Origin of the sequence: Dyadobacter sediminis (assembly GCF_005860765.1) — a bacterium.
GTDB lineage: Bacteria > Bacteroidota > Bacteroidia > Cytophagales > Spirosomataceae > Dyadobacter > Dyadobacter sediminis.
Genome location: NZ_VCEI01000011.1, coordinates 795687 through 820003 on the forward strand (window position 1 = coordinate 795687; position 24317 = coordinate 820003).

17 protein-coding genes are annotated in these 24317 nt (G+C 44.7%); 10 read left to right on the plus strand and 7 right to left on the minus strand.

Translation table 11 applies throughout. The annotated features are described in order from the left end of the window. The first annotated feature begins 63 nt into the window (after window positions 1–63). Window positions 64–828: a ParA family protein gene (locus tag FEM55_RS04075; protein WP_138280020.1), complete on the plus strand. Its 765-nt coding sequence runs from the start codon at window positions 64–66 to the stop codon at window positions 826–828. A gap of 4 nt (window positions 829–832) precedes the next feature. Next, window positions 833–1135, plus strand: a complete 303-nt coding sequence (locus FEM55_RS04080) for a hypothetical protein (protein WP_138280021.1) — start codon at window positions 833–835, stop codon at window positions 1133–1135. Between the two features lie 61 nt (window positions 1136–1196). On the opposite strand, the gene FEM55_RS04085 is transcribed toward FEM55_RS04080, so the two are convergent. Together FEM55_RS04085 and FEM55_RS04090 are read right to left on the minus strand one after the other, a co-directional pair. Next, a complete protein-coding gene (locus tag FEM55_RS04085; RefSeq protein WP_138280022.1) occupies window positions 1197–3017 on the minus strand; it encodes a M64 family metallopeptidase in 1821 nt (606 codons plus the stop codon). Then, on the minus strand, window positions 3014–3514 hold the full coding sequence (locus tag FEM55_RS04090; RefSeq protein WP_138280023.1) for a hypothetical protein: 501 nt from the start codon (window positions 3512–3514) through the stop codon (window positions 3014–3016). The genes FEM55_RS04085 and FEM55_RS04090 overlap by 4 nt, the downstream gene beginning before the upstream one ends. Window positions 3515–3886: 372 nt before the next feature. On the opposite strand from FEM55_RS04090, the gene FEM55_RS04095 reads away from it, so the two are divergent. Together FEM55_RS04095 and FEM55_RS04100 are read left to right on the plus strand one after the other, a co-directional pair. After that, window positions 3887–6439, plus strand: coding sequence for a TonB-dependent receptor (locus FEM55_RS04095; RefSeq protein WP_138280638.1), 2553 nt, complete (start codon window positions 3887–3889; stop codon window positions 6437–6439). A gap of 42 nt (window positions 6440–6481) precedes the next feature. Next, window positions 6482–7198 (plus strand): outer membrane lipoprotein-sorting protein, encoded by a 717-nt coding sequence (locus tag FEM55_RS04100; protein ID WP_138280024.1) that lies wholly within the window; start codon window positions 6482–6484, stop codon window positions 7196–7198. A gap of 76 nt (window positions 7199–7274) precedes the next feature. Here the strand turns inward: FEM55_RS04100 and FEM55_RS24860 are convergent, their stop codons facing one another. Further along, window positions 7275–7451 (minus strand): hypothetical protein, encoded by a 177-nt coding sequence (locus FEM55_RS24860; protein WP_171036456.1) that lies wholly within the window; start codon window positions 7449–7451, stop codon window positions 7275–7277. Window positions 7452–7722: 271 nt separating this feature from the next. Here FEM55_RS24860 and FEM55_RS04105 point away from each other — a divergent pair, with 271 nt between their 5' ends. Then, window positions 7723–8460, plus strand: a complete 738-nt coding sequence (locus FEM55_RS04105; protein ID WP_138280025.1) for an MBL fold metallo-hydrolase — start codon at window positions 7723–7725, stop codon at window positions 8458–8460. 81 nt (window positions 8461–8541) lie between these two features. On the opposite strand, the gene FEM55_RS04110 is transcribed toward FEM55_RS04105, so the two are convergent. Next, the gene (locus FEM55_RS04110; protein WP_138280026.1) at window positions 8542–9147 is read right to left on the minus strand and encodes an alpha-ketoglutarate-dependent dioxygenase AlkB family protein; all 606 of its coding nucleotides are present in this window, start codon (window positions 9145–9147) and stop codon (window positions 8542–8544) included. Window positions 9148–9393: 246 nt separating this feature from the next. Between FEM55_RS04110 and FEM55_RS04115 the strand changes: the two genes are divergently transcribed. Next, the gene (locus tag FEM55_RS04115) at window positions 9394–10317 is read left to right on the plus strand and encodes a Nif3-like dinuclear metal center hexameric protein (RefSeq protein ID WP_229209081.1); all 924 of its coding nucleotides are present in this window, start codon (window positions 9394–9396) and stop codon (window positions 10315–10317) included. A 190-nt stretch (window positions 10318–10507) separates the two neighbouring features. Here FEM55_RS04115 and FEM55_RS04120 read toward each other — a convergent pair whose 3' ends face one another. Next, window positions 10508–11293 (minus strand): mechanosensitive ion channel family protein, encoded by a 786-nt coding sequence (locus tag FEM55_RS04120; RefSeq protein ID WP_138280027.1) that lies wholly within the window; start codon window positions 11291–11293, stop codon window positions 10508–10510. Between the two features lie 218 nt (window positions 11294–11511). Beyond that, window positions 11512–11955, minus strand: coding sequence for a VOC family protein (locus FEM55_RS04125; protein WP_138280028.1), 444 nt, complete (start codon window positions 11953–11955; stop codon window positions 11512–11514). Between the two features lie 623 nt (window positions 11956–12578). On the opposite strand from FEM55_RS04125, the gene FEM55_RS04130 reads away from it, so the two are divergent. From FEM55_RS04130 to FEM55_RS04145, 4 genes are all read left to right on the plus strand, one after another. Then, the gene (locus FEM55_RS04130; RefSeq protein WP_138280029.1) at window positions 12579–12914 is read left to right on the plus strand and encodes a hypothetical protein; all 336 of its coding nucleotides are present in this window, start codon (window positions 12579–12581) and stop codon (window positions 12912–12914) included. A 163-nt stretch (window positions 12915–13077) separates the two neighbouring features. Continuing rightward, window positions 13078–13308: a hypothetical protein gene (locus tag FEM55_RS04135; protein ID WP_138280030.1), complete on the plus strand. Its 231-nt coding sequence runs from the start codon at window positions 13078–13080 to the stop codon at window positions 13306–13308. Window positions 13309–13558: 250 nt separating this feature from the next. Then, on the plus strand, window positions 13559–14164 hold the full coding sequence (locus FEM55_RS04140) for a hypothetical protein (RefSeq protein ID WP_138280031.1): 606 nt from the start codon (window positions 13559–13561) through the stop codon (window positions 14162–14164). Between the two features lie 430 nt (window positions 14165–14594). Continuing rightward, window positions 14595–17093, plus strand: a complete 2499-nt coding sequence (locus tag FEM55_RS04145) for a Kelch repeat-containing protein (RefSeq protein ID WP_138280032.1) — start codon at window positions 14595–14597, stop codon at window positions 17091–17093. 196 nt (window positions 17094–17289) lie between these two features. On the opposite strand, the gene FEM55_RS04150 is transcribed toward FEM55_RS04145, so the two are convergent. Continuing rightward, window positions 17290–23172 carry an OmpL47-type beta-barrel domain-containing protein gene (locus tag FEM55_RS04150; protein ID WP_171036457.1) on the minus strand — a complete coding sequence of 1961 codons (5883 nt, stop codon included), beginning with the start codon at window positions 23170–23172 and terminating at the stop codon, window positions 17290–17292. Window positions 23173–24317: the final 1145 nt, after the last annotated feature.

Consider the following 24317-nt stretch of genomic DNA (forward strand, 5'->3'; position numbering starts at 1 on the left):
TACGTTTATTTACATACCAAACAGGAGATAAACCTTTTACTTTTTATTTATATAATACTTTTAATGAAAATCATCAGTATAGTCAACAACAAAGGCGGTGTAGGAAAAACTACTTCGGCTCAGAGTATTGCTGCCGGTCTCAGCAAATTTGCCAATGCAAGAGTGTTGGTCATTGACCTTGATGCGCAGGCCAGCCTTACCAAAAGTTTCGGCATCACGCATGCGGGACTTAAAAAAGACAGCGGTTCGTTTATCACAGGTGAATTTGAATTTGATGAAATTGTAAAGCGCGTTGGCGACATAGATGTATTGCCGGGATCAGCGGAAATGATCCATCGTGAAGACACGATTAAATCAGCGCCCGTATTTCCTTTTAATTTAAAAATTGCACTCGAGAAAGTCAGGGACCGGTATGACTTTGTGATCATTGACTGCCCGCCTGCGCTTTACGGAAATACAAGGCTGGCGCTGGTATCCTGCCATCAGTATTATGTTCCGCTTCAGGCGGAGTTTCTGAGTTACGAAGGGTTGCGCAACTTTCTAGTCTATTCGGCAGAAATCAAAAAGATCAGTCCGAATACCAACCTGGGCGGCGTTTTTGCAACACGTTACAATCCCAAGATCCGGAAGAAAATCAGCCATGAACTGATATCGGCAACGAAAGAACAACTTGGTGAAGTATTTATGGATTCGTACATTCGTGATAATATTGCCCTTTCAGAAGCGCAGGCAAACGGAACAACCATTTTTGATTACGCACCAAACAGCAACGGCGCCGAAGATTATTACAAGCTGACCAAAGAAATTTTAGAACGAATCAATAACTGATACTATGGCAAAGGAAAGGAAATTTGATTTTGCACCTCTTCCACTGGTTTCTGACGTACATGAAGAACCTGAAATCATCAAAACCAACGAGGTTCCGGAAGGTGCTCCAACCAAAGTTACCTTCGACTGCGACTATATCCTGATGGAAAATATGAAGGATTACGGTTATTGGGAAGGTCTGACACAAAAAGATATAATCCTGGAATCATTGAAGCTTTATTTCCAGGACAAGGAAATACGTCCCCGCCCGGACAAGATCCGCAACCGTACCAAAGTCGGACGCAAGCCGAAATCTGTTACTGAATAAACCTCTGCTTACCTTTTCAGACTGGTTTTAACCCGCTGCATGAAATCTGCTGGCCGGGATTTTAATGCAGCAGAAGTTTGCCTGAAACCTCTTTCGGACCGTTGGTAAATTTATATATATACAAGCCGGCACTGACATTCAGGTTAATTTCTGTTTCAGAATGGAAAGAACGGGAAGCTACTTTTCTTCCGTTCAGATCATAAATATCCAGCTGCGATTCGCCATGCAATGCCGTTTTTACACGAATAAAATCTTTTGCCGGATTGGGTGAAATCCGGACCCATGCTTGCAGATCCTGACCAGTTGCAAGAATGGGATCCACTTTTACTTCCGTTTGCGCTGTTGCACTGCAGCCATTGGCATCCGTAACTTTCACCTCGTAAATACCGGCATTGCGGGCTGTGGCATTTTCAATAACCGGATTCTGGAACAAGGAACCGAATTGCTCCGGCCCGTTCCACAGGAATGCAGTTCCGCCGTCTGCCTCCAGTTGAATCGCAGAACCTTCGTAGTACGGACCGCCGTTGACAGCCGTTGCAGTTGGCAGCGGCAATACGGTGATGGTTGCATCCAGCGTTTGTAAAGGCTGGCCATCCATACTGCAGGTTGCGGTGTACGTGGCATCATGCACCGGCTTAACCGTAATGCTTTCAGCACTTTCACCGGTTGACCAGCTGACTGTTCCCATGCACCCCGCAGCAGTAATCATGCTGTACGAACCCAGACAAATACGATTTTCACTTACTTTTAACCTGAATACCTGCGCTGCATTGCTGCTGGCAAGCTGCCATTGCACAGCATGCGTTCGGATAGTTCGGGCTTCCTCTTGCCTGCTCAAAAAAGTGGAATCAAACACCGTTGCCGTAAGCACGGCATTGTCGGCCGGCAGGTCTTTTACGGACAAGTTCAGTTTTGAATGCTTGTTTCCGATCGGTTTACCGTTCAGTTTCCATTCAACCTTCAGTGTATTTGGTTCTGGATCAAGTAAGCCAAGTTCAAACGTTTGGTCACTTTCCGACAAAATCACGGCTTCCGAAGTATCCGGCAGCACCTTTTCAACCGGATTTACAATCTGAAGAATGCGTTCCGTTGTTCCTTCCCGGCAAACTGCACAAAATGGCTGATCCAGAAATTCCATCAGACAACTCGAACTGGAAGGTTTAAACCAACGTGCGGCGTCCCCTTCCTCCCCATAACTAAAAACCCCAATCCTAGTTTCATTAAGCCAGTTTTTCCATTTTACCGCTTCCCTCCGGCTTTCTGCAGTCATGTTTTGCGCTTCTTGTCCATACGCAGTGCCTGCCCAGTACTCATCGCTGAGGCTGGAAAACGTATGCCCGATTTCATGTACGCCAATGGTATTTGCAAGCGGATGCAGCGTGTACACCGCATAGGAACCGCCGGAACCGCCGTAAAAAGGCGTATTGACCAGTACAACCGTCAGATCAACCTGCGGCATGTTCAATGCAAGCACATTTTCAATTACGGATGACTTTTCTACTGTAACCAGCCTGTGAATAGTTCCGCCAAAACTGGCGCCGTAAAAAGTATCCTTTGTTTCAACAGGCTGATCCGGATACGCGTCCGGTGCTGTACCCGGATTGGTAACACCGCTTTCTTTGGAAGGCGTCGGGATGGCAAAAAAATTGAAGTAATGCTTATAGTGGTTATATGGTTCGTAGGCAAGGATAAAATCGGCAAAGTTTCTGGCTTCGGCTCTAAATTCCGGTAACTGACTTTCGGTAAAGCCATCTCCCAGAATAACCACGTTAATGCGTTTTTCCAGCGGTCCAGTTTTGTATATGGTATCGACCGGGAATTTCTGTGCGTAAGAATGATCGAAGATCAACAAAGCAAAAAGAAAACAAACTGTTCGGATCATGGCTGAAAATACACGGTATAAATTTTGGTAGTTCCTTTGTCGGGAGTCAGGCTGAATAACTCAATCCTGTCCAGATCGGCATTTTCCTGTATCCGCACGGAAAGCATTCCCTGTTTTGCAGCAATGGAAGCTTTACTTAATGTGCCGCCCGGGCTTGCAACTTCGACAGACCTGAAAAGCGGATGTTCATAGTAAAATTCTTTTTCCAAAGCATTGGACCTGTAACGCGGTACCATCATAATCCGGTATGGCCCATGAACCGGACTGTTCAGCCCCTTCGTTCTGCCGTTTCCGGCCACAGCACGAACCAGTTTTACTTTCTCCTGTCGTCCTTTGGCACCTGTTCTGATATCAAATTCCATAAACAGGATATGCTCCTTCACAGCTTTGTCATAATTGGCAACCATCCCTTTTTTCAAGGTGGATTGTACCGGTCGGCAGTTCATGAACTGAAAAGCCATCCAGAATAAAAACAGTGAACTAAGAAACCGCAGCATATTTACCCATTTACAATTGCATATCGGTAAATTTAGCCGGAGTGACCATTGGTACAAGACCAAAATGATTCAATGGTCAGATACTTCGTGAATGGTCATTGCCGCAGCTTGCTTTGTACCTTACACAATAAGTCATGTACTGCAGTTTTGCCGTTTGGACGGGCCGATTGCCTAATGTTTGTCCATCCGGTATTTTGGCAGAACGGATTATTCCAGCCGATTCCGGTTTCATCTTCTTTTCTGCTACGGACCGAAACAGGTTGTCGGCTTCTGGCAATCGTCCATCCGGGTATTTCCTGCATTTGTCATATTTTTCTTTCCGCAGACACATTTACGTGGCAATTTTAATCTGTTAAATTAAAAATCTTCATGATGAACAAATTTTTGCTTGCCACTTCTATCCTTCTGACCGTTTTTGTGACGCCGACTTTTGCACAGTTTCCAGGTGCCGGCGGAACAGCGCAGCCCAAAGCCCTGCCGGGAACTGCCGGTGACCAAAGCCCGAAAGGAACTTCCAGAATCAGTGGTTCCATCGTAGATTCCGTCTCCGCAAATGCCATTGAATTTGTAAGTATTGCGCTATATAATAAAAGTACCGGACAGGCCATTGATGGAACGGTGGCAGATGAAAAAGGAAAATTTGAGCTCAACAAACTTGTTGCCGGCGAGTATAAGATATTGATTTCCTTCATCGGTTACAGCAATAAATCACTCGACAATATCAAACTTGAAAAAGGCCAGCAGCTGGACCTTGGCATTATCAAACTGGGCTCCAACATCAAGACCCTTAATGAGGTAACAGTGACCGGACAAGCTGCGCTGATCGAGGAAAAAGTGGACAGACTGGTTTATAATGCGGAGAAAGACATTGCTGCCAAAGGAGGCGACGCTACGGACATACTGCGCAAAGTACCATTGCTTTCTGTGGACCTGGACGGCAATGTTTCGTTAAGAGGCAATCAGAATATCCGTGTACTGATCAATAACAAGCCCAGTACCATCGTTGCCAGCAGTGTTTCCGATGCTTTGAAACAAATTCCTGCGGACCAGATTAAAACAGTGGAAGTAATAACAAGTCCTTCTTCCAAGTACGATGCCGAAGGTTCCGGCGGTATCATCAATATCATAACGAAGAAAAACAGCCTGCAGGGTTTAAACCTGAATGTGGATTCGGGAATTGGTAACCGCGGTTCCATGCTTTCACTCAATGGCGGCTACCGCAAGGGAAAAGCCGGTTTTACCATCGGCGGGTTCGGACGCGGCATGTACAATACGATTACCAAAACAAGTCTTGAGCAAACCAGTATTGTAGCCGGAAATGCGACCACCACCACGCAGACCGGAGACGGAAACAGCAAAGGGCTTTTCGGAAATTATAATCTTGGGTTTGATTACGATCTTGCCAAAAACCAGAGCCTGACTGCCGGCGTACGTTATGGCGTCCGGAATATGATCAGTGAACAGGACCTGATTACGCGCCTGACCAAAAGCAGTGCGTCGGATGAAATTTCAAAACGGAATGTGGATGCGAAAAACCTTTCAGGAACGGTGGACGTCAATCTGGATTATCTGCATACTTTCAAGCCGCAGCAGGAATGGAGCATTTCCACGCTTTACAGCCGCAACGACCTGACCAACAATTTCGATGCAAACCTGCTGAACGGCAGTGACCAGCTGACCAATCGCCAGCGAAACCTGAACAAAAACCTGAATCAGGAATTTACATTCCAGTCCGATTACCAGACTCCTGTTAAGAAAAACCAGTTGCTTGAATTCGGCGGCAAGGCCATTTTCCGGCAGGTGAACAGTGATTACAGTTTTCTTATTGCTGAACCCACAGGCGGATTTGTTCCTGAAAAAGACCAGCCATCGGGTGAGCTACTTTATCACCAGAACATTGCAGCCGGATATACATCTTACACGTACACTACCAAAAGCCGCTATACCCTGAAAGGCGGGCTGCGGTATGAACACACTTTCATTGATGCGAGCACCAACGAAGGTTCCGTCGGAGTCGGCAATTACGGTGTGCTTGTACCGAGTATGAATGCGTCCAAAACGGTAAAAGGAACGACGATCAAGCTGGGTTACAACCGCAGGATTCAACGCCCGGGCCTTCAGCAGCTGAATCCGAACTTCAATTCGGCGAACCCGCAGAACATTACCATCGGAAATCCGGAACTGCGTCCCGAACTGACCAATAATTTCGAGCTCGGATTAAGCAAGAACATCAAGAAAACGTTTGTAAATGCCACATTCTTCGGCCGCGTGACCAATAATGCCATTTCCCAGGTTCGCCAGCCGTCGGATACGCTTGCCGGTGCCATTGTTACAACGTATGAGAATATCGGAAAACAGCATGCTTACGGTACCAATCTGTTCGCCAACATAGCGGCAACAACTAAAATCAATTTCGGGATATTTGCCAACGCATTTTACACCACACTCACCGGACAAACGATTGAGAACGGCATAAGCAAAGAAATTACAAATTCCGGTTTCAACGTAAGCGGCGGTATATTTTCACAGGCTACTTTCAGGAATGGATGGGGCGCTCAGGCTTTCGGTTTCATGCAGGGAACGCAGGTACAGATTCAAGGAAAGCAGGGTGGCTTCGGATTTTACACGATTGGTGTGAAAAAGGATTTTGCCAACAAGAAAGGAAGCGTCGGACTTGCTGCTGAAAACTTCCTGAGCCGCCGTTTCAATATTCATTCGCAACTGGATTCACGGAATTTCAGCCAGGTTAATGACATTTACCTCTACAATCGCGGCGTAAGGCTGACATTCACTTACAAAATCGGAAAAATGACCATGGACGCTCCGAAAAGAAAGGCCAAATCGGTTAATAACGATGATGTAAAAAGTGAAGGCGGTGCCCAGCAATTGGGCCCTGCTCCCTCCGGTGGAAATGCACCGCGCTGATTTTCAGTAATCCAAAATAATTAACAATAAAACCAAAGCCAAATGAAAACAAACTCATTTTTTTACACGCTGGCTGCCATGTTCATCTATGCCGGCTCTTTCGCACAAACCGTGGACGAGATCGTGGACAAGCATGTTGCTGCACTCGGCGGATTGGACAAAATCAAATCCGTCAATACGCTGGTTACGGAACGTTCGCTTGCGGTAAATGGCATGGAAATCCCTACCAAGACAACGGTTATTATTGGCAAATCGCTAAGAAATGAATCTACAGTAATGGGTAATTCCATGATTCAGGTTGTGGATGATTCCAAAGGATGGATGATCCGTCCTACGCAGATGGGCGGTACCGGAGAGCCGGAAGATATGCCGGCTGACTTGCTGAAACAACAAATGAGCACACTGGATCCGTTTGGCGGCCTGGTCGATTACAAGGAAAAAGGGAACAAAGTGGAACTGGTCGGAAAAGAAAAACTGGACAAGAAGGATGTTTATCACGTCAAGGTAACTACCAAAGACGGCACAAGCTACGATGAATATCTGGATGGAAACACGTTTCTGGTGAACAAGGTCAAAATGGTTATGAACGGTCAGGAAGGTGAAATAGAATTCTCGGATTACAAAGAAACAGAAGGCATCAAATTTCCGAATGCAATGGATATCAGCAACGCGCAAATGGGAACAATTACCTTTATAACCAACAAGATAGCCATCAACACACCGGTGGACAGCAGCATTTTCAAAAAACCAGTAAAATAAAACGCAGTGCGATTTAAGCAGGATTTCAGAAAGGCACCGGCAAGTTCCGGTGCCTTTCCGGTTTATATATGTTTGTTCAGTTACAGTTTCTGATCACTGCAAAGGCTGGATGCTTTTCATAATCTTTTGTAATTCCGGAAGCGGCTATTTCTTTATTCATCTGATCATCCGCAGATGTTTCGGCCAGTTGCTGTGTTGTGTTGCCGGTGTTGATGGAAGTCACTGCAAGCAGTAACAGTACGGTTATTTTCATGGCTAACAGGAACGGGTTATCTTGTTATTTCTGATCAAAAATCCGTCTTTCATGCTTTCAGAAAAAGCAGTTTTCTCATGAACTGGTAATTATGAAACCTGAACTGTTCCAAAATCCGTTTGATTTATTTTAAGGCTTTGTCAAAGTAAAATAAGCGGGTTCCTGCAGGAGTAGAGGAAATACGAAATTTGTATGTTGCACATTCAGGAACAGTATTTTAAACAAATCAATACCATGGGCACGTTGCCGTAAACTAAAATCCTCATGACGGATGAAACCAGTGGAATTGACCGTAATCGGATGTTCAGACGCATTTGGAAGCGGCGGCAGAAGAAATACCTGTTTTCACATTAAAACAGCATCGAACCAGTTTCTGATAGATTGCGGAGCCAGCGCCTATCCGGGGCTTAAAGAATTGAATATCAATCCAGAGGAAATCAGCACCATTATCATTTCACATTTTCATGGTGATCATTATGGCGGTTTGCCTTTTTTCCTGCTCGAAGCCGCTGAAAAACAGAGAACAAAGCCGATAACCATTGTAAGTCCGCCCGGATGCAGCGAAAAGATGCATCCGTTGCTGGCATTGCTTTATCCCGGCAGTAATATCATGGAAAAACTGAATCTGAGGTTTATGGAATTTTCAGATGAGCAAATGATTGTCAATGACGATTTGGAACTGATTGCCAGGCCGGTTGTTCATTCCTCAGCATCGCTTCCGCATGGCATCCGGATTTATACAGCCGGCAAGATCATTGCCTATTCCGGCGATACGGAATGGACCGATCAGCTGATTTCACTTGCTGAAAACGCAGATCTGTTTATTTGTGAATGCACCTTTTTTACAGGAAAAGTCAAAGGACATCTGAATTATGCTGAACTTAAAAGCCATCTTCCAAAAATGAACTTCCGGAAGATTCTGCTAACACATCTGGACAAACAAATGCTTAAAAACCGGCACAAGATTGTACATGCCTGTGCGGAAGACGGCATGAAAATTCTTGTTTAGCAAGTCCGCAACTTCTTTTTTCCACGCACTGAACTCCGGCAATGCAAGTTTAAGTAATCCGGTATAAGCGACATTCTGTTATTACATAATTGTTCTGAAAGTCAAATTGATACGTTCGCCGGTATCTTTGGCTGACTTGGGAATCCGGTGTTCCCAGTGATGCTGAAGATCCCCTTTCATGATCAGCAGCGAACCGTTTTCGAGGCGCAGTGAATATTTGCCGGAATGATCTGTCTTATGCCGGAAATCAAATTGCCTCGGCTGCCCCAGACTTACGGATACAATGCACGGATTGTTGCCAAGCTCTTCTTCATTATCGCTGTGCCACGCCACAGAATCATTTCCATTGCGGTAATAATTCAGTAAGACGCTGTTAAAGTTCAATCCGGTAAATTCCGCTATTTTTTCTTTGAGATTTGACAATTCCGCAGTCCATGGAAGCGGTTCAAATGTTGATCCCGAAAACCGGTATGCTTTGCCTTTGTCACCATACCAGGCTGTTAATCTTGGCGTAAGAAGCTGTTTTCCATACATGCGGATTGTTTGCTGAGTCCAAGGAACCTCCTCGGCAAGCTGGTGCATCAGACTTCTGCCTTGCTCTTCATGCAGAAATGCAGCGTAATATTCCAGCAGGTTCTGCGGGAAAACCAGGTTTTTATCTGATCCGAAAAGATTCAACTGGCTCATACTTTGGTTCTGATACTTTTATTTACCGGACATTTATTTATTTAACAATAGATGAACAGGTAAAATTTCGTAATGGAATGCTTGTTGAATAAAAAAAGCTGCCACAGAAAAGCTTTGTAAACGGGCTTTTGGCGGCTGTCTTTGTACGGTCAGCTTACAGCTGCCTGCTTTAAACTTTTCAGTTCATACATTTATAGTAAAAAATACAACGCATCGTTTCAACTGATTTCAAGAAATTCCATACTCATGAAAAATCCTGCCTTATCCGGATTTTCCGGCCTCACCAGAAGAAACTTTCTAGACAGCAGTTTTAAAGCCGCAGCCGGAATTGCCCTCGCGGGCATGAAACCCGCATTTGCCGCTGAAGAGCAGATTCTGGATAAAACCTTTACGGTTCAGGATGTAATCAATCTTGTTCTGAAAGAAGGTGCGCTGGCACCGATCAAAAATACGGTGGACACCCTGAAATCCGGAAATGCAAATCAGCCGGTGACCGGAATTATAACGACTATGTTTCCCACCATTACTGTGATCGAGGAAGCTGTAAAGCGCAATGCCAATTTTATCATTGCGCATGAACCGTCTTTTTATAATCACCGCGACGACGTAAATCTGGTTAAAAACAACACGGTACTTGCCAGGAAACTGCAGTTACTGGAAAAGCATAAAATAGCGATCTGGAGATTCCATGATTATTGTCATTCCATCAACCCGGACATCATCAGCTACGGCGTAGCCAGAAAGGCAGAATGGCTTCCTTATTACAAAGCCGAAAGTCCGGTACTTACCATTCCGAAAGTTTCCCTGAAGCAACTTGTACAGCATCTTAAAACTACATTGGGAATCAGCAATCTGAGGATAATCGGCGATCCGGAACAATGGTGTGAACGCATTGCTTTGCTGCCCGGTGCAGCCGGCGGACAATTCCAGATCAATGCCGCTTCTTCAGAAAAGCCGGACGTGCTTGTTGACGGGGAAGTTTCCGAATGGGAAACGGCAGAATATGTACGCGATTTGCGCCTGCTCGGTGGAAATATGGCATTGATCGTTCTGGGACATGCCGTCAGTGAAGAACCGGGAATGGAATGGTTTGTGGAATGGCTTCAGCCAAAACTTCCAGCCGTCAAAATCACGCACATTGCATCTGGAAACCCCTTTACATGGATGTGATATACTGACTACCAATCAGAAATATAATGGCAACAGCAGCCTGTGTTTTAATGTAATTTACTTGATCCAAAGCTTATTCTTCTGGATCAAGTAAATGCTAAATCTTATTATCTGCTTCCTCAAACGTATAATGAAGAACGTAAGAATAAAATGTTTCTTATTCCAGATTAATCAGGTTTACCGATGCCACTTACATGCCCGGCAATTTTAGTCCGGATGATTTTAATCCTTCCATAATTTCTTCCTGGATCTGCAGTTTGGAATCCACAAACCCGTGTGAATTAAGCCACACATTAACCAGCACTTTATAACCGTCCGTTTCAATGGATGAAATACCGATTCTTCTTTCCGGCGATTTCAATGCGTGCTGCGAACTGTTCAGCACTTCCTCAATCCTGGCTTTAACGGCTGCATATTCAATACTGTTGCTGAATTTCAGTTCAATATCCAGACGACGGCTGCCTGATCCACTGATATTTACAATGACTTCATTCGAAAGTTTGCTGTTTGGGATCACAACTTTCCGGTTATCGTAGGTAGTCACAATCGTATAAAAAATTTTGATTGCGGAAACGGTTCCCTCCTGCCCTTGCGCCAGAATATTGTCACCGACTTCAAAAGGTTTCAATACAAGAATCAGAATGCCGCTTGTAAAATTCTGCAAAGTGCCGGAAAGCGCAAGTCCTGCCGCCACACCCAAGGCACCGATCAATGCGGCAAACACCGTCATTTGTATGCCTACGATCTGCATGACGGTGACAATCAGCAGAACTCTTAAAGCGGTGATTGTCAGGCTGAGAAAAAAAGGTGTGAGCGAAGGATCAATGTTCTTCCTGTTCATATGGCCCGACATCCATCTTGAAAGAACTTTAATAAGCCAGAAACCGACGATCAGAATAATAATTCCAAGTAAAACAGACGGGCCGGTATTCAGAATCCAGGTGTAAACCTTGTTATAAAACTGATTAATCTTCATTTAGAAACGTTAAAAATTTCAACGCAGAACAAAAAATTTCATACCAGTACAGCTCATTGCCACTGATTTTTCTTTCCTGCTTGTTTTCCGACAACTGGCATGTATGTACAAACCAATAATAAGTACAACGCCTGGCGCAGCAATAAATCCCTGATTATGAACACTAGGATTTAAAAAATCAACATTAGATTTCCTGACTTACTGCCATCAGCAAAAACTTACTTTTTCTGATTTACTTCGATCAGGTACCCGTCTGGATCAGCAAAATAAATCTGTGTTACGCCGTCAAACCGTACTTGTTTGTGGAACGGGGTTTTGCGCGCACTCAGGAACTTTTCAGCCGCTTCAATCGAACTGACGAAAATTGCAAAATGACCGCCGTTTTTATCATTGACAACCGGCGTAGTGCGGCCGGCAAGCAAATGAAGCTGCTGCCCGTTTCCTGTATCAAACCAGCCACGGATCGCTTTCAGACTATCCGGAACGCTGATCGGTTTGAGCCCGACGACATTTGTATAAAAATCCTTGCTGGCTTCCATGTCCTTTACCTGCAGTGCAAGGTGGTTAAAGCCCAGATAACCAAATCCGTTGTTGCTTGCAGACTGTGCAGCAAGATTATGGAAACTGACAAATGCCAGAAACAAAAGAATGTAACTTTTCATGTTCTCTGATTTATTTTAATCGTTTTTGCTGCGAATACAACGTACTGCAATGTACATAATTGCTGGAAAAGATGGTTTCAAATTCTTTTGTTGAACTTGTCTAACATTCAAGGAATCTTATGCAGTTTCAGGAAGTGAAGCTGCAACCTACTTTGAATATAAGATAAAATGGTTTGATAATGCCAGCTAGTTACTAAGCTCATTATTAGGAGGTTCCGGTTAACAGCAGGATTCAATTTTTGCTTGAAATATTCATACGGCTGAATTTTGCCGCATCGGTATAAATGCTTCATATGTCCGTCTGACAATATAATTTGTCCGTTTTACAGAACAACAAAAAAGCCTTACAAGATTTAAACTCTAATTTTAAGGTATCGCTGTGTAGACTGATTAAATCATATTTGTAGAAATTATAAACATTTACATTGCATCTTTAACTACTTGTTTAAACAGGATGCTTAAAGAAATTCAACTTGAAATTCGAAGTCACAAGCATACGGTAACAAACCGCAGCATCTTTTCAAATTCATTATCCTGCTTTCTGGTAAGCTATCCATCATCGTAGATTTCCGAAAGACAACAAAGTAACAGCATCATCCTTATTATCGAACTTACCTAAATTTATGAAGAAGTCAAACATTTTCGTTTACATTGAATTATCCAAATTCACGCAGAATCTGACCACAAATCTGTCATTATGCAAGGAACATCTGAAAGCGCAGGCCAGCTACTTTCAGGTTATTCCATCCCGTTATTTTTCAGCACAGCTTAATTCCGAATGGGAAAGTATATGTCAGGCAGTTTCCAGGAAGGGTCCGAGATTCAATGAAAGAGGCCAGGTTATAGGAAACGCCGCCATCAATACCATTGATCAGATGACGTCCATGGAATGTCTGGCGGTTGCCAACCGAATTTTTTTACTGCATGACAAAGTGAAAAAAGAATTTGCGGAATTCTAGAATGCGATGGCTGTAATCCTGAATAAGAAAGGATTGCAGCCAGATTTATTGCAGTAACAAGCGCCGCCCGGTTAGTGAAAGAAAGGTTCAGAATTCTGAACAGGTACAAACAGAACATGTAAATAACGATCCGTTACCTGAACAATTTAACCACAGCTTAGTTATGAATTACGAAATTTCAGACTACTTTTTCCCAGACTTTCGCTATCCGTTCTGTTATCTCACCAGGTTCCTGCAAGCCGATAATTTATTTACCATTTTACTGAAAGACGGCAATGTGACGCATTTCAAACCCGCGAACGTTCCGGATTTCAGAAACTGGCTGACGCATCATGATATTGAAGATATCAAAGAATCCATCCAAAAGGATCATAAGCTGATGCAGAAAAAGTAACTTTTTTCCAGTCAGCGAACAAACTTATCTGCTATTTAATTGAGCTTTTCCGACGCCATTCATTTCAGTGAAATCGGTGCGTGCATTTGCCTTGATTTTACTTGTATAACCATGCCTTTTGTATTTTCAAACGGCCAGGATTGCTTTTTCCCTATTTTATTTCCGTCTCTTTATTTGCAAATATAAGTAGCATCCTATTTTGGGTATAAAAGAAAAAGAGTATCATTGAGGAAACTAATCAGATTGTTAAATGGAAGGCAGTGCTCCTGAAAAACAGAATATTTTCAAGTATATCGTATTTTTTTTACTTGCAGTAGCAGCAGCAGGAATTACCTATTATTACATTTCACCGAAAGAAGCCGACATTGCGGACAATAATAACGTTGTGCTGTTTATTCAAAACAAAATTATCGACATTGATGAAAAGCTAAAAACCGGACAGGTGGATCCCGATCTGGCAACCAGCATTGCATGGCACCAGTCCAATGCAGCACTGTATCAGGAATCCCTTCACCACAAAGACAAGCAGGTTAAAGAGCAAGGCAATATTCTGAAAAACAAAATCATAGAAATACAGACAAAGCAGTTTCCGGAACTCAGAAAATCATATGTGCAATCTAAGGAATCCATTCTGAAGCAGGAAAATATTCAGATTGCAAACGCGGGAAACCGGAATGAAATTCTTGTTTTTACCAGTGAAAAGTTTGAACCCAAAGCAAGTCAGAAGTCTTTTCTGAAAAATATCAATGAAATTGTACACGATCTGAAATTCACCAAAGTCATATTCAAATGGTCGCCTGACGGCAAGGATTCCAGGGAATATAAAATCAGCTCAAAAAATGATTCGGAGATTTAAAGTGGATTTGTTTTTTAATCATTTGTCAAAAAGAAATGGTTTGATACAAGACCCTATTGAGCAACCGCACTGTACAAGTTTCATTGAGTTATGAAACAGCCAAAAAAATGACTAATGACTTCTTCAAAATCCATGTTTTTCCGGCAGTACTTAGCTTGATCCGGAATTCTGTAACCTGTCGGCATGGCAAATAGCCTGGATGCCTTCATACTTTTCACTTTTTCCGTTCTTCTTCTCACCTTTCCTCCTCTTTTCACGCCAACTGCAACAAGAATTCAAAACGCCGATCTGTAATATTAAGTCGTAAAAATATTCGCATTTTATCAGAATTAACTTAATAATGGCTTTATATTAGCATATAGTCTGGCATGTTATTTACTCAAACAGATGCCTGATTATAAATCCTTTTTTGTTCACAAAATCTTTCGTTATGAGAATTTTCTTCTACAACAGTATCTCTATTTTAAGTGCTTATTCTACAAAACATCGTTTAAAGTTCATTTCTTCAAGACACATTGCAAAAACATGGGTAGCACTTTTGCTACATTGCCTTTCTTTCTCTTTGGTTCAGGCTCAGAATTGCGGATCCATAAGTCCTTATCCGTGCAGCAGTCTCAAAGTCGGGTTGCCGTTTGAACTTGAATTTTACAATCCTGTTGCCAATACCGTTCAGGACAGCAACAACCTTGGAACCGGCTTTACAATGATTCAGAATTACTCCGGCACAAGACTGGCTCAGGACGGCTTGCCGACTTTTTCCAACATTCCGGGTTATTCCAAGTACAATCTCAGAATGGCCAATGGCAAATTGCATATAACATCCGGAAAAGGTCTCGGTTATCTGAACAGCAACAATCAGATCAATACGCTGGGTGTTAAGGTGGATACATACAACAAGATCGAGATTATCGCATACATTATCAATCCGTTTAACGGCAATGAAGATCAGCAGGCCGGAATCTGGTTCGGACTGAATGACAAAACATATATCAAACTGAATATCAGTGCCAACAGGATTGAACTGAGAAAAGAGGTAAATGATCTTTCTACCAAAACGCCAGGATCAAAAAACCCGGATCAGCGTGTAACAGCAACCATCAGCGGACTGGAAACACAGAATGTCGGCATCAAACTGATTATTGATCCGGTCAACAATACGGCCAATGCTTTTTACACTGTTGACAAAGGAAGTACGTATACGAATGTGGGTGCCGGCTATCCTGTTCCTGCCTTAAGCATTGCTGACATGGGATTGACCAATACGTCGGTTTACACCGGTGTTTATGCTTCCTACCGCAACGGCACCACACCGGTTGTTTACAGCTTCGACCGTTTTCAGATAAAAAAATCGCTGCAGTTTGATTCCGCAGCCTACAACTTTGAACTGGCTGACAATGCTGCTTTGAATACGTTTGCGGGTTCCATCAAAGCAACTGCTACGGATGCAAGTACAGCTTCTTACAGCATCATTTCCGGAAATTCGAACAACAATCTCAGCATTGATTCCGGTACGGGACAGATCGTGGTCAGCAAAAAACTGAATTATCATACGCAGTCTGTTTACAACCTGAAAGTACTTGCTACCGCCGGCCAGCTGAAAGACACCAGCATTGTAAAGCTGAACATCACACCCGGACAAACCATGGCCGATTTCAACGGCATCAGCTGGGGCACAACGGCATCTCAGCCCTACAAAATCAGCGAAGCGCAGGGTGAAGTGGTCAGTAACAGGCTTTACAGCTTTGGCGGATTTGACAGTCAGAAAACCATCTTTACGCCAACAAAAAGAGCTTACAAATACGATCCGGTAGCCAACAGATGGACAAGTATTGCAGATTTGCCGCATACGCCGAACGGGGAAGGTTTCGGAGGCGTTACACATGCCGGTATTACAAACGACGGAACGGATATTTACCTGGCAGGCGGGTATACTTCCCATTCTTCGGGCACAGGTCAGACCTTTGGCGTACAGCAAGTCTGGAAATACAATGTGGCTGCAAACACCTATTCCAAATTGCCAGACCTGCCAATCCGGATAGCGGCCGGGCAACTTGAATACCTGAACGGAAAACTGTACCATATTGGAGGCACAAACGCGGCCCGTACGCAGGATCTTGGAAACAATTACGAGCTGGATCTGAACAATCTTGCGGCTGGCTGGAAAACGCGTGCTCCGCTTCCGAATCCCAGACAACATGCCGGAACGGCTGTGTTTGAAGGAAAGATTTATTACATCGGTGGTCAGCGCGGGCATGATGACAATCTGGTCACTTCCAAAGACGTTCACCGATACGATCCGGTGACGGATACGTGGACTAAAATGGCAAACTTGCCGGCACCAGGCAACAACGGGCTCGGACACATTTCTTCCAGCGTTGTCGTTGCCGGAAACAGGATTATTGTGCTTGGCGGAGAAGCCGTGCATCATGTTTCTACCAATTTGGTTTCGGCCTATTCGCCGGCTACCAATACGTGGACCAGCCTGTCGCCACTGCCGCAAGCAAGGTTCTCGGGCGTTGCTGCTCTTTTAAACGGGGTATTGTATTATACCGGCGGTTCCAAAACCAACTCTACCTTTAAGGGAATTCCGGTAAGTATGGCCAATACAAGAAGTATGTCGGCCAGCTTTGCTCCGGATGAACTGAATGCATCCGAACAGTTCAGCGTGAAAAAGGTGACCGTTTTTCCAAATCCGGCCACAAACAACGTCATTAATCTTCAGCTGGAAAATTTTGGCTTCCATGAGAAAGTGAACATTACGGTTATGGATTCCTTTGGTAAAATAATTCAGCAGGAAAGTTTTGTTACAAACGACAAAGGAATTGCCGATGTATCGTTTGTACCGAATGTTTTATTATCAAAAAACACGTACATCATCAAGGCTGAAACTGCGACGGGTTCCTGCCTGAACAAGCTGATCGTACCCTGATCGTTCAGCACGCGCTTTCTGACTTAAAGGTCAAATCTGTTTATTAAAAAAATGCTTCTTTGATCTGTACCGTTTACAGGTTTCAAAGAAGCATTTTCTTTGTGGCCGGATCGTAAGAAAGGTTTTGCATTAAAACATTTCTATCCGCTATTTGTCCGGGCTATTGTTTTATATTTTTCCATCCGGAACATTTCCCTTATTTGAAATGGATTACTTTGGCCGATTTGGTTCCTGTGGCGAATACGGCTTTGATAATAAAACTTTTAATATCTGTGTTGGCTGGCAGCATCTGTGTTGTCAGCGTGCCGTCCCTGCCGGTTATTCCGGAGAAAGAGCGAATAATGTTGCCCTGCAAATCGTAAAGGTAAATACTCACCGGTTCACGCGTGTTGAATCCTGAAAGAACCACATGGACGGGCTCACCTGCGCCGGCCGGATTCGGATATACGCTCAGGCTGCGCGCCGATTCCTGCTGACTCTCAACATCCGACTCTTTCAGGAAAACATCGCTGATATCCACTTCGCGTACAGTCTGGTCCATACTGGTAATCACTAGTGTAGCTTTTCTGAGTTGTGTTCCGGACCGGTTTCCCAATACCCTGAAACTGACCGGACTGTTTTTTTGCAAAGCAATAGGCTGACGGCTGTTTGGCAGTTGCAGGTCCGCGACCCGGAACCTTGCAGCATCTTCCCCTGTAATGGTAATATCCCTGATCAGCAGCGTACTGTCGGCATCGTTGCTCATGGTTACCGCATAGCTTTCCTCTTCGCCGGGCTCCTGCTGCCGTGCAGTTGCCACCCGAAGTACAGGTGCCGCCGCAGTGGTTGCCCTTGCACGAAGCAGCGTAATCTGGGAAACCAGGTTCGGGCTGTCGTTCCAGTTGTATTCCACTACGTAAAGGTTGCCATTCGTAACATCTTCGGTTATATCCAGCGGGTTGCCGAATGCCGACATGCCTACGAGGCCATTGTTGCCGGAACCTGTCGTTACCCTTACGATGTCATAAATATTATCTGCAGATGTATCTTTGCTTTTTGTCATAGCTCCCGGCTGCATAACGGCAATGTCACCGCCTCCGGAAAACCTGCAAACCAGCAGCTTGCCTTTTAATGCATTGTTAAAATTGCCGCTTTTGTATTCCAAGACGCCGTTTGGTGAATTGTTCAGTCCGAAGTTATAGCCGGGGCGGTAATTGGCATCCGGTTTGACGGACGGCAGATACAACGGATTATCCAGATAACCGCGATTGAGCACATACTCTCCGCGCAGTGGATTGGGATGTCCGTAAAATCCGACTGTTTTGTTTGGATTAACGCGGAAAAGCCAGTCATTCTGTGCTTTGATCATCCGCGTGGAATCCACTTGCGGGCCGTTGTACAATGAGCCGTCGGACCGCCTTGTGCCGGCTACTGAAACCGGCGAATTCCCTCCGCCGCCGGAGCCGTTAGTAGGCAGATAAAGCTGGCCGTTGCTATGCCATACCAGATCATACGCGTTGCGGACGCCGGATGCATAAATAGTCAGCGGCGAGCTGCTTCCGTAAGGGTTGTAAGTTCCGTCGGACATTTTGGCCGACATGGCAGGCGCGTTGTTGATCAGACTCTGATCTGAGGTGGTTTGTACATTGAGCGGCAGTGTCACCGATTTCATTTTTTCAAGATCAAGCCTTAATACGGTTCCTGACAGCAATGCTTCTTTCCTTTGCCAGTCTGCATCAAAGGAACCTGCAGAGCTCATGCTGCCCTGGCACATGTAAAGTGCCCCGTCTGGTCCGAAGGCAAGTCCGTTAACCAGATGATCTCTGCGGGAACGAGGAAGTTTCGTAATGACAAGCTGCTCTTTCTGCAGACTATCTCCGGAAAGACGTGAAATGTTGCCGTCAAATTCCGGTGCCGAGGTAAGTCCGGGCGAGCTGTGCGAAACCCAGACCGTCAGATTTCGGGAAGTAGATGCAGGATCAAAAGCCAGCCCTATGGCGGAACGGCTTCCATATTTGTTCACCAGTGTATTAATGGTTTTACGTCCGGACAAAGTACCGTTGCTGTGATTTATACTGTAACGCTCAATGGCACCGTCAAGCCTTAATGCATAAAAGCGGTCGTCCGGGCCGATGGCTACAGAAGTATATTTTTTGTTCTGCGTACCGGCAACGGGCACTTTGTCAAACTGCGCCACCAGAATGTTACTGGAATCCACTTTTGCAGCTGCGGTAGTAAAAGTGGATTCAAAAGGCGTAAACCGTGCGCCGGTATAGGATTTTACCCCGGAGGTAACCACAAACCGGTATACCGTATTCGGTTCAAGCCCGCCAGATGGCGAAAAGCTGATCACATCCCCGCCGCCTGTGCCCTGCACCACTCCTTTGACGGGAATAGCATTTGCATCCACCAGTTTATAGAGTAGAACAGTCGAACTGTCAATGGTCTTGTTGTTGACACCGCCCTGAAATCCGTCTACAACCGGCACATGAAGGTTATTGGCTGCAACGCTCACCGTACTCAAGCTGACGTGTGTCTGGCCATTGACGGGATTGGAAGAAATCACATAAGGTCTGAGACTATCCACCACATTGAGCTGAACATCAAATGAAGCTGCGGTAAGTGGTCCCGATGTGGCTTTAACCGTGGCCTTGTAAATACCCGGTGTAAGATTTTTGGCTGCCGAATAATCAAATCTGACCTGCGGCTGCGAACCACTTTGTGCTGAACTGAAGGCTATCCAGTCTTTGGCACCCGTGCCATAAGTAGCGGACAAACTGTATGTGCCTGCGGAATTATCAGAGCTCCCGAGCACGACCGAAAACGTATTGCTTTCCGTACTGCCTTGCTTCATGATGACATTGACATCTTTAGTTGCCCAGAACAAATACGGATCTATGCTTACCGGCACAATGCTTACCGAGCATATCTTTGTGTTGGTACCGCCGTCTGCCTGAATCGTCAGCAGTCCGTCTGCTACTTTGACGCGTGCGGCAACCGTTTTAAATCGACTGATGGTTCCTTTTTTGCCATTGGGTACAAACTGATTGATAAACGAAATTCCCTCTACAATAATGGAATGTGCCTCCGGCGTGGTACTGACGTCCCCATCGCCTACGGATACGCTCACATCATACGTTCCGTCGGGCAGTTTCATTTCCCAGTATGCTTCGGTCCGTACCCCGTTCCAGGTATTCGGAAGGTCGTTGGCCTGCATATGCATCAATGTTGCCAGCAGCACGTCTTCGGGTGTATTGCGGTTGCGTCCATTGGCCGAAATGTCGAGTAAACTGCCGTCTGAACGCTTTTTCCAGCCGTATTCAAGTTCCGCGCCCTGATTCAGTCCGGATCGTGTCCCGAAAGGCTGGCCGGAATCACGGATATACCCCAGCGGAGGAATGGTTTTCGGGTCCTGAAAATTGACATATACCGGCGCAGGCTGCAAGGTTTCCACAACATGAAGGTCGATGAGCAGCGTAGCGGACTCGTAACCCTGAGCAGAACACGTTACAAGCGCCTGATAGTAACCCGGCTCAATATCGGACCGGATCTGCGCAGTCCCGAACTGAACGGTGCCCGTAGCGGCTTTCGGCAGGGTAAGCCAGCCGGCTTCTGTTTTTGACAACTGCAAAGTAGTGGTCGAAGGACTTGCAGTAAGCTGAACAGACTGGGATTTTACCTGCTTGCCTCTCAGGACCGTAAAGCTCAGCCGCTCCGAAGAAAAAGCAAAAGTTTTGACAACGCCGCTCGCAATGCTGAATTTGTAAGTCTTTACGGCAGCCTGATTGCCGTTTGCATCTGTGGCGCGGACTTTAAGACTGTAATCACCGGCTTTATTCAGCAATAATGGCCCGGTATAACTGATATATGCGCCACCGTTGATTGCATACTGAAATGCAGACAAACCTGAACCGCCTGCATCGGAAGCGGTCATATGTATTTTCACCTGTTTATCGTACACACCTGTGGATTTGAGTGTACCTTCCAGCCTTGCACTAACAACAGGAACGGCAGTATCGCTTACTTTTACCGCCGGCACAAAGCGTACATAATTGATCTTGGTGTTGCTTCCGCCATCCGCATCAATGCTCAGTTTGCCGTCGCCAACCTGCACGGTGGCTACTGCTACCCGGAACCTGCTTTTGGAAGTTGGCCTGAAATCACTGATGGCTGCAAGGCCTTCCACGTTAATCTGGTGATTGCTGTCGTAATGATCATTGTCTCCTGCGCTTACAGTAACTGTGTAGGTTCCGTTTTCAACTGCATGCTCCCATCGGCCGGGCGCCGTATTGTTTGTAGCAGACTGGATTTGTACAAATGACAACTGACTTGCATCACCGGAACTGCTCCTGATCCGCATGTTTCCGGTGTAATCGGCAGGTTTTTGGGTTGACAAAGAAAGCCATCCGTATCCACGGCCGGCATCAAAAGGCAGACCGGTTTCAGCCGTGTATCCCGACGGTACTTTACCCGCAGCCGACGCAGGTCGGAAGCTGTAATTGGTCTGCTGATTAGAAACACCAAAAAGGTACGGGCTGCTGACCGTCTGGTTTCCATTGCCGTCCGTTGCCCGGACTTTAAGGCTGTAATCTCCGGATTTTTCGATGGTAAAAGGAGCCGTATATCGGGAGTAAGTTCCGTTATTGATGGCATATTCAAAGGTTTTCAGACCGGAACCGCCTGCGTCCGTCGCAGTCAGAAATATTCTGACTTTTTTATCGTACATTTTCGAGGATACAAGCGTGCCTTCCAGTCTTGCACTCACAACCGGTGCTGTTGCATCGGCTATGGATCCCGCTTTCTGGATGGTGACGTAATTCATTTTGGTATTACTGCCTCCTGCTGCATCAATCGTCAGCTTGCCGTCACTGACCTGAACTGTAGCCGTTGCCTTCCGGAATTTGTTTTGTGATGATGGCCTGAAATCGCTCACAGCAGGAAGCCCTTCAATATTTAACTGATGGTTGCTGTCGTAATAGGCGCCATTGTCACCGGCACTCACTGTCACGCGGTAAGTACCGTTGGCAAGCGCATATTCCCAGATCCCGGCAGCCGTATTGTTGGTTGAAGACTGCATTTGTACGAGCGGTAACTGATTCGCAGCTGCACTTCCGGTACGCAAACGCATATTGGCGCTGTAATCCGAAGGCTTTTTGGTCAGTGACGAAAGCCAGCCGTACTTCCGTGTTGCATCATATGACAAACCGTTATCCGCCTTGTAGCCTGAAGGCGCAGAAGTTCCTTTTGGACGGAAACTGATGTTCACAGGCTGGAAACTGGATGTAGTCGGGTCTTTTATTGAAAAATCGTCGAAATTATAAGTAACGGGAAAAAGGCCATTCCGGTAACTTGCAAATATTCCCGAATGCGTCTGGCTGCTGTTTAATCCCATGCCAGAAATTTTCAGTTTGGGATTGTCGTACAAGGTTCCTGTACTGGTATAATTCGTTCCGTCCGTGGAATAAAAACCTTCCGCGGTACCGGCTGCAAAATCCACAACCATTTTCAGGCGCACTGTTTTTGTATTCAGATCCCGGATTACCGCTGTTGTCCGCTGATCCGGATTGTCCAGGCCAGTTGTTGTGCTGGAAACATCATTTACTTCTCTTCTTAACTCTACTTTGTTACCCGAAACGTATAGTTTAAGATAATTTTTGTCGTTCAGACCAAACCATAATCCGGCCTGCTGCGATCCCAATCCGTTGAGCGGTTTGATAAGGTTTACTTCCAGCTGTATTTTATTGACATCGGGCGTTTTGACACCCAGAACATTAAGCTGGTTATTGCTGGAAATGAAATCGATGCCTTTGTTAGCGACCAGTTGCAGCCTTCCGTTTGTCAATGTGATCCGGGATGGATTGTAGCCCGGAACGGCGGTACTTGCCGGCCGTCCATCTGCGATCAGCCTTTTTCCTGAATAATTATTAACCGTTCTGAAACCTGTTCCTTTGCCATTTTTATCCTTGATCGTACCCGAAACCGCAGCATTGAAATTCAGACTGAATGGTAAATTAACTTTGAGAGATGAACAAGGCAACGTACTTATCGGCGAGCAGCCGTCCGCAAGGATATCCAATGTTTCGGGATGAACTGTTTTCAAAAGCAGCGCTTTATGTTTTTCCTCGATGTGTTTACCAAAGCCGGGGTGAGGAATTTTAAATGCTAACAGCAGAACGAGACAGAGCTTGTAATTAATTTTAAAGGAAGCGAAAAAAGGGCGCATATGAATGTATTTTTTCAAATGGGTTACTTTAACAAACTGGCACATACAGCTGTTTAGTAAGAGATTTTTACAATTGCGGGCAACTGGAATCAAAGCATTATCATTCATGAATTGTTTGGCTTTGAATCACAGCAAGATTTGGATTTTCCTGATCAGTAAAGGAAAATCAGCAATGCGAATTTGGATAATGAAAAGATGTATCCTTTTTTAATCTTAACGATACGGTGCCTTAACCATCAGAAACGTTACATGCATGGTCCAGTTATATGCTGAACATACAACGGGATTTTAGTTATTTTGAAAATGATATCCTGTTTTTGAGTGGATTTGAAACAATATTTAAGATTGAATTTCAGGATTGAGGACTCCCGTCTCCTATTAACAAAGCCGATTTATTGATGAATTACAAAGCAGTTTAAATGAATTAAAATTTCAAAGTTCAGCCTGCTTTAAATACTGATTTTCGCTGATACACCTACGCCAAAATTGCTAAAATAAGCCTGGGAATGGACAATTATTCATTAAAACAGGCAAATTACGGCATAAAGCAGCCCAAAGACCCGACGGATTTATTTGTTGCGTTTGGAATATTTAAGCAACATTAAAGACTTAAATACCTCATTTTATCAGATATTTAATATGATTGCAGCAGAACCAGGTTGCTATTTGTAAGATTCAAATTCCGGTATGCTAACCAGCAACAATAAACTTTTATTTTAATAATGTAAAATATTACTCAGATAGTTATACGAACTAAAAATACTTGCTTAATTGCATGCTTCCGTTGCAAATATGGATTAATTAAAAGCTATTTGGGAAAATCAAAAAGTTGCGGATTTACAATTAGTTAAAGTAAAACAGCAATCATAATACCCAGTCTGGGAATGTTGTTTTGCTTACAGCCGAATTTAGATAAAGAGTAGAAGAATAACCTACTTTACAGCAGAATATTAAATTAATTACGAACTTATTCCATTTTAAATCTCAAATAATTTAGGCAATTTTTATGCAGTTAATTGGAT

What these genes read in the sequence shown, in the direction of transcription:
- FEM55_RS24860 (WP_171036456.1), bottom strand. Translation starts at nt 7,451, where the DNA reads ATGAAAATAACCGTACTGTTACTGCTTGCAGTGACTTCCATCAACACC.
- FEM55_RS04120 (WP_138280027.1), bottom strand. Translation starts at nt 11,293, where the DNA reads ATGAAGATTAATCAGTTTTATAACAAGGTTTACACCTGGATTCTGAAT.
- FEM55_RS04140 (WP_138280031.1), top strand. Translation starts at nt 13,559, where the DNA reads ATGGAAGGCAGTGCTCCTGAAAAACAGAATATTTTCAAGTATATCGTA.
- FEM55_RS04110 (WP_138280026.1), bottom strand. Translation starts at nt 9,147, where the DNA reads ATGAGCCAGTTGAATCTTTTCGGATCAGATAAAAACCTGGTTTTCCCG.
- FEM55_RS04135 (WP_138280030.1), top strand. Translation starts at nt 13,078, where the DNA reads ATGAATTACGAAATTTCAGACTACTTTTTCCCAGACTTTCGCTATCCG.
- FEM55_RS04115 (WP_229209081.1), top strand. Translation starts at nt 9,394, where the DNA reads ATGAAAAATCCTGCCTTATCCGGATTTTCCGGCCTCACCAGAAGAAAC.
- FEM55_RS04095 (WP_138280638.1), top strand. Translation starts at nt 3,887, where the DNA reads ATGAACAAATTTTTGCTTGCCACTTCTATCCTTCTGACCGTTTTTGTG.
- FEM55_RS04105 (WP_138280025.1), top strand. Translation starts at nt 7,723, where the DNA reads ATGAAACCAGTGGAATTGACCGTAATCGGATGTTCAGACGCATTTGGA.
- FEM55_RS04130 (WP_138280029.1), top strand. Translation starts at nt 12,579, where the DNA reads ATGAAGAAGTCAAACATTTTCGTTTACATTGAATTATCCAAATTCACG.
- FEM55_RS04090 (WP_138280023.1), bottom strand. Translation starts at nt 3,514, where the DNA reads ATGCTGCGGTTTCTTAGTTCACTGTTTTTATTCTGGATGGCTTTTCAG.
- FEM55_RS04075 (WP_138280020.1), top strand. Translation starts at nt 64, where the DNA reads ATGAAAATCATCAGTATAGTCAACAACAAAGGCGGTGTAGGAAAAACT.
- FEM55_RS04100 (WP_138280024.1), top strand. Translation starts at nt 6,482, where the DNA reads ATGAAAACAAACTCATTTTTTTACACGCTGGCTGCCATGTTCATCTAT.
- FEM55_RS04125 (WP_138280028.1), bottom strand. Translation starts at nt 11,955, where the DNA reads ATGAAAAGTTACATTCTTTTGTTTCTGGCATTTGTCAGTTTCCATAAT.
- FEM55_RS04145 (WP_138280032.1), top strand. Translation starts at nt 14,595, where the DNA reads ATGAGAATTTTCTTCTACAACAGTATCTCTATTTTAAGTGCTTATTCT.
- FEM55_RS04085 (WP_138280022.1), bottom strand. Translation starts at nt 3,017, where the DNA reads ATGATCCGAACAGTTTGTTTTCTTTTTGCTTTGTTGATCTTCGATCAT.
- FEM55_RS04080 (WP_138280021.1), top strand. Translation starts at nt 833, where the DNA reads ATGGCAAAGGAAAGGAAATTTGATTTTGCACCTCTTCCACTGGTTTCT.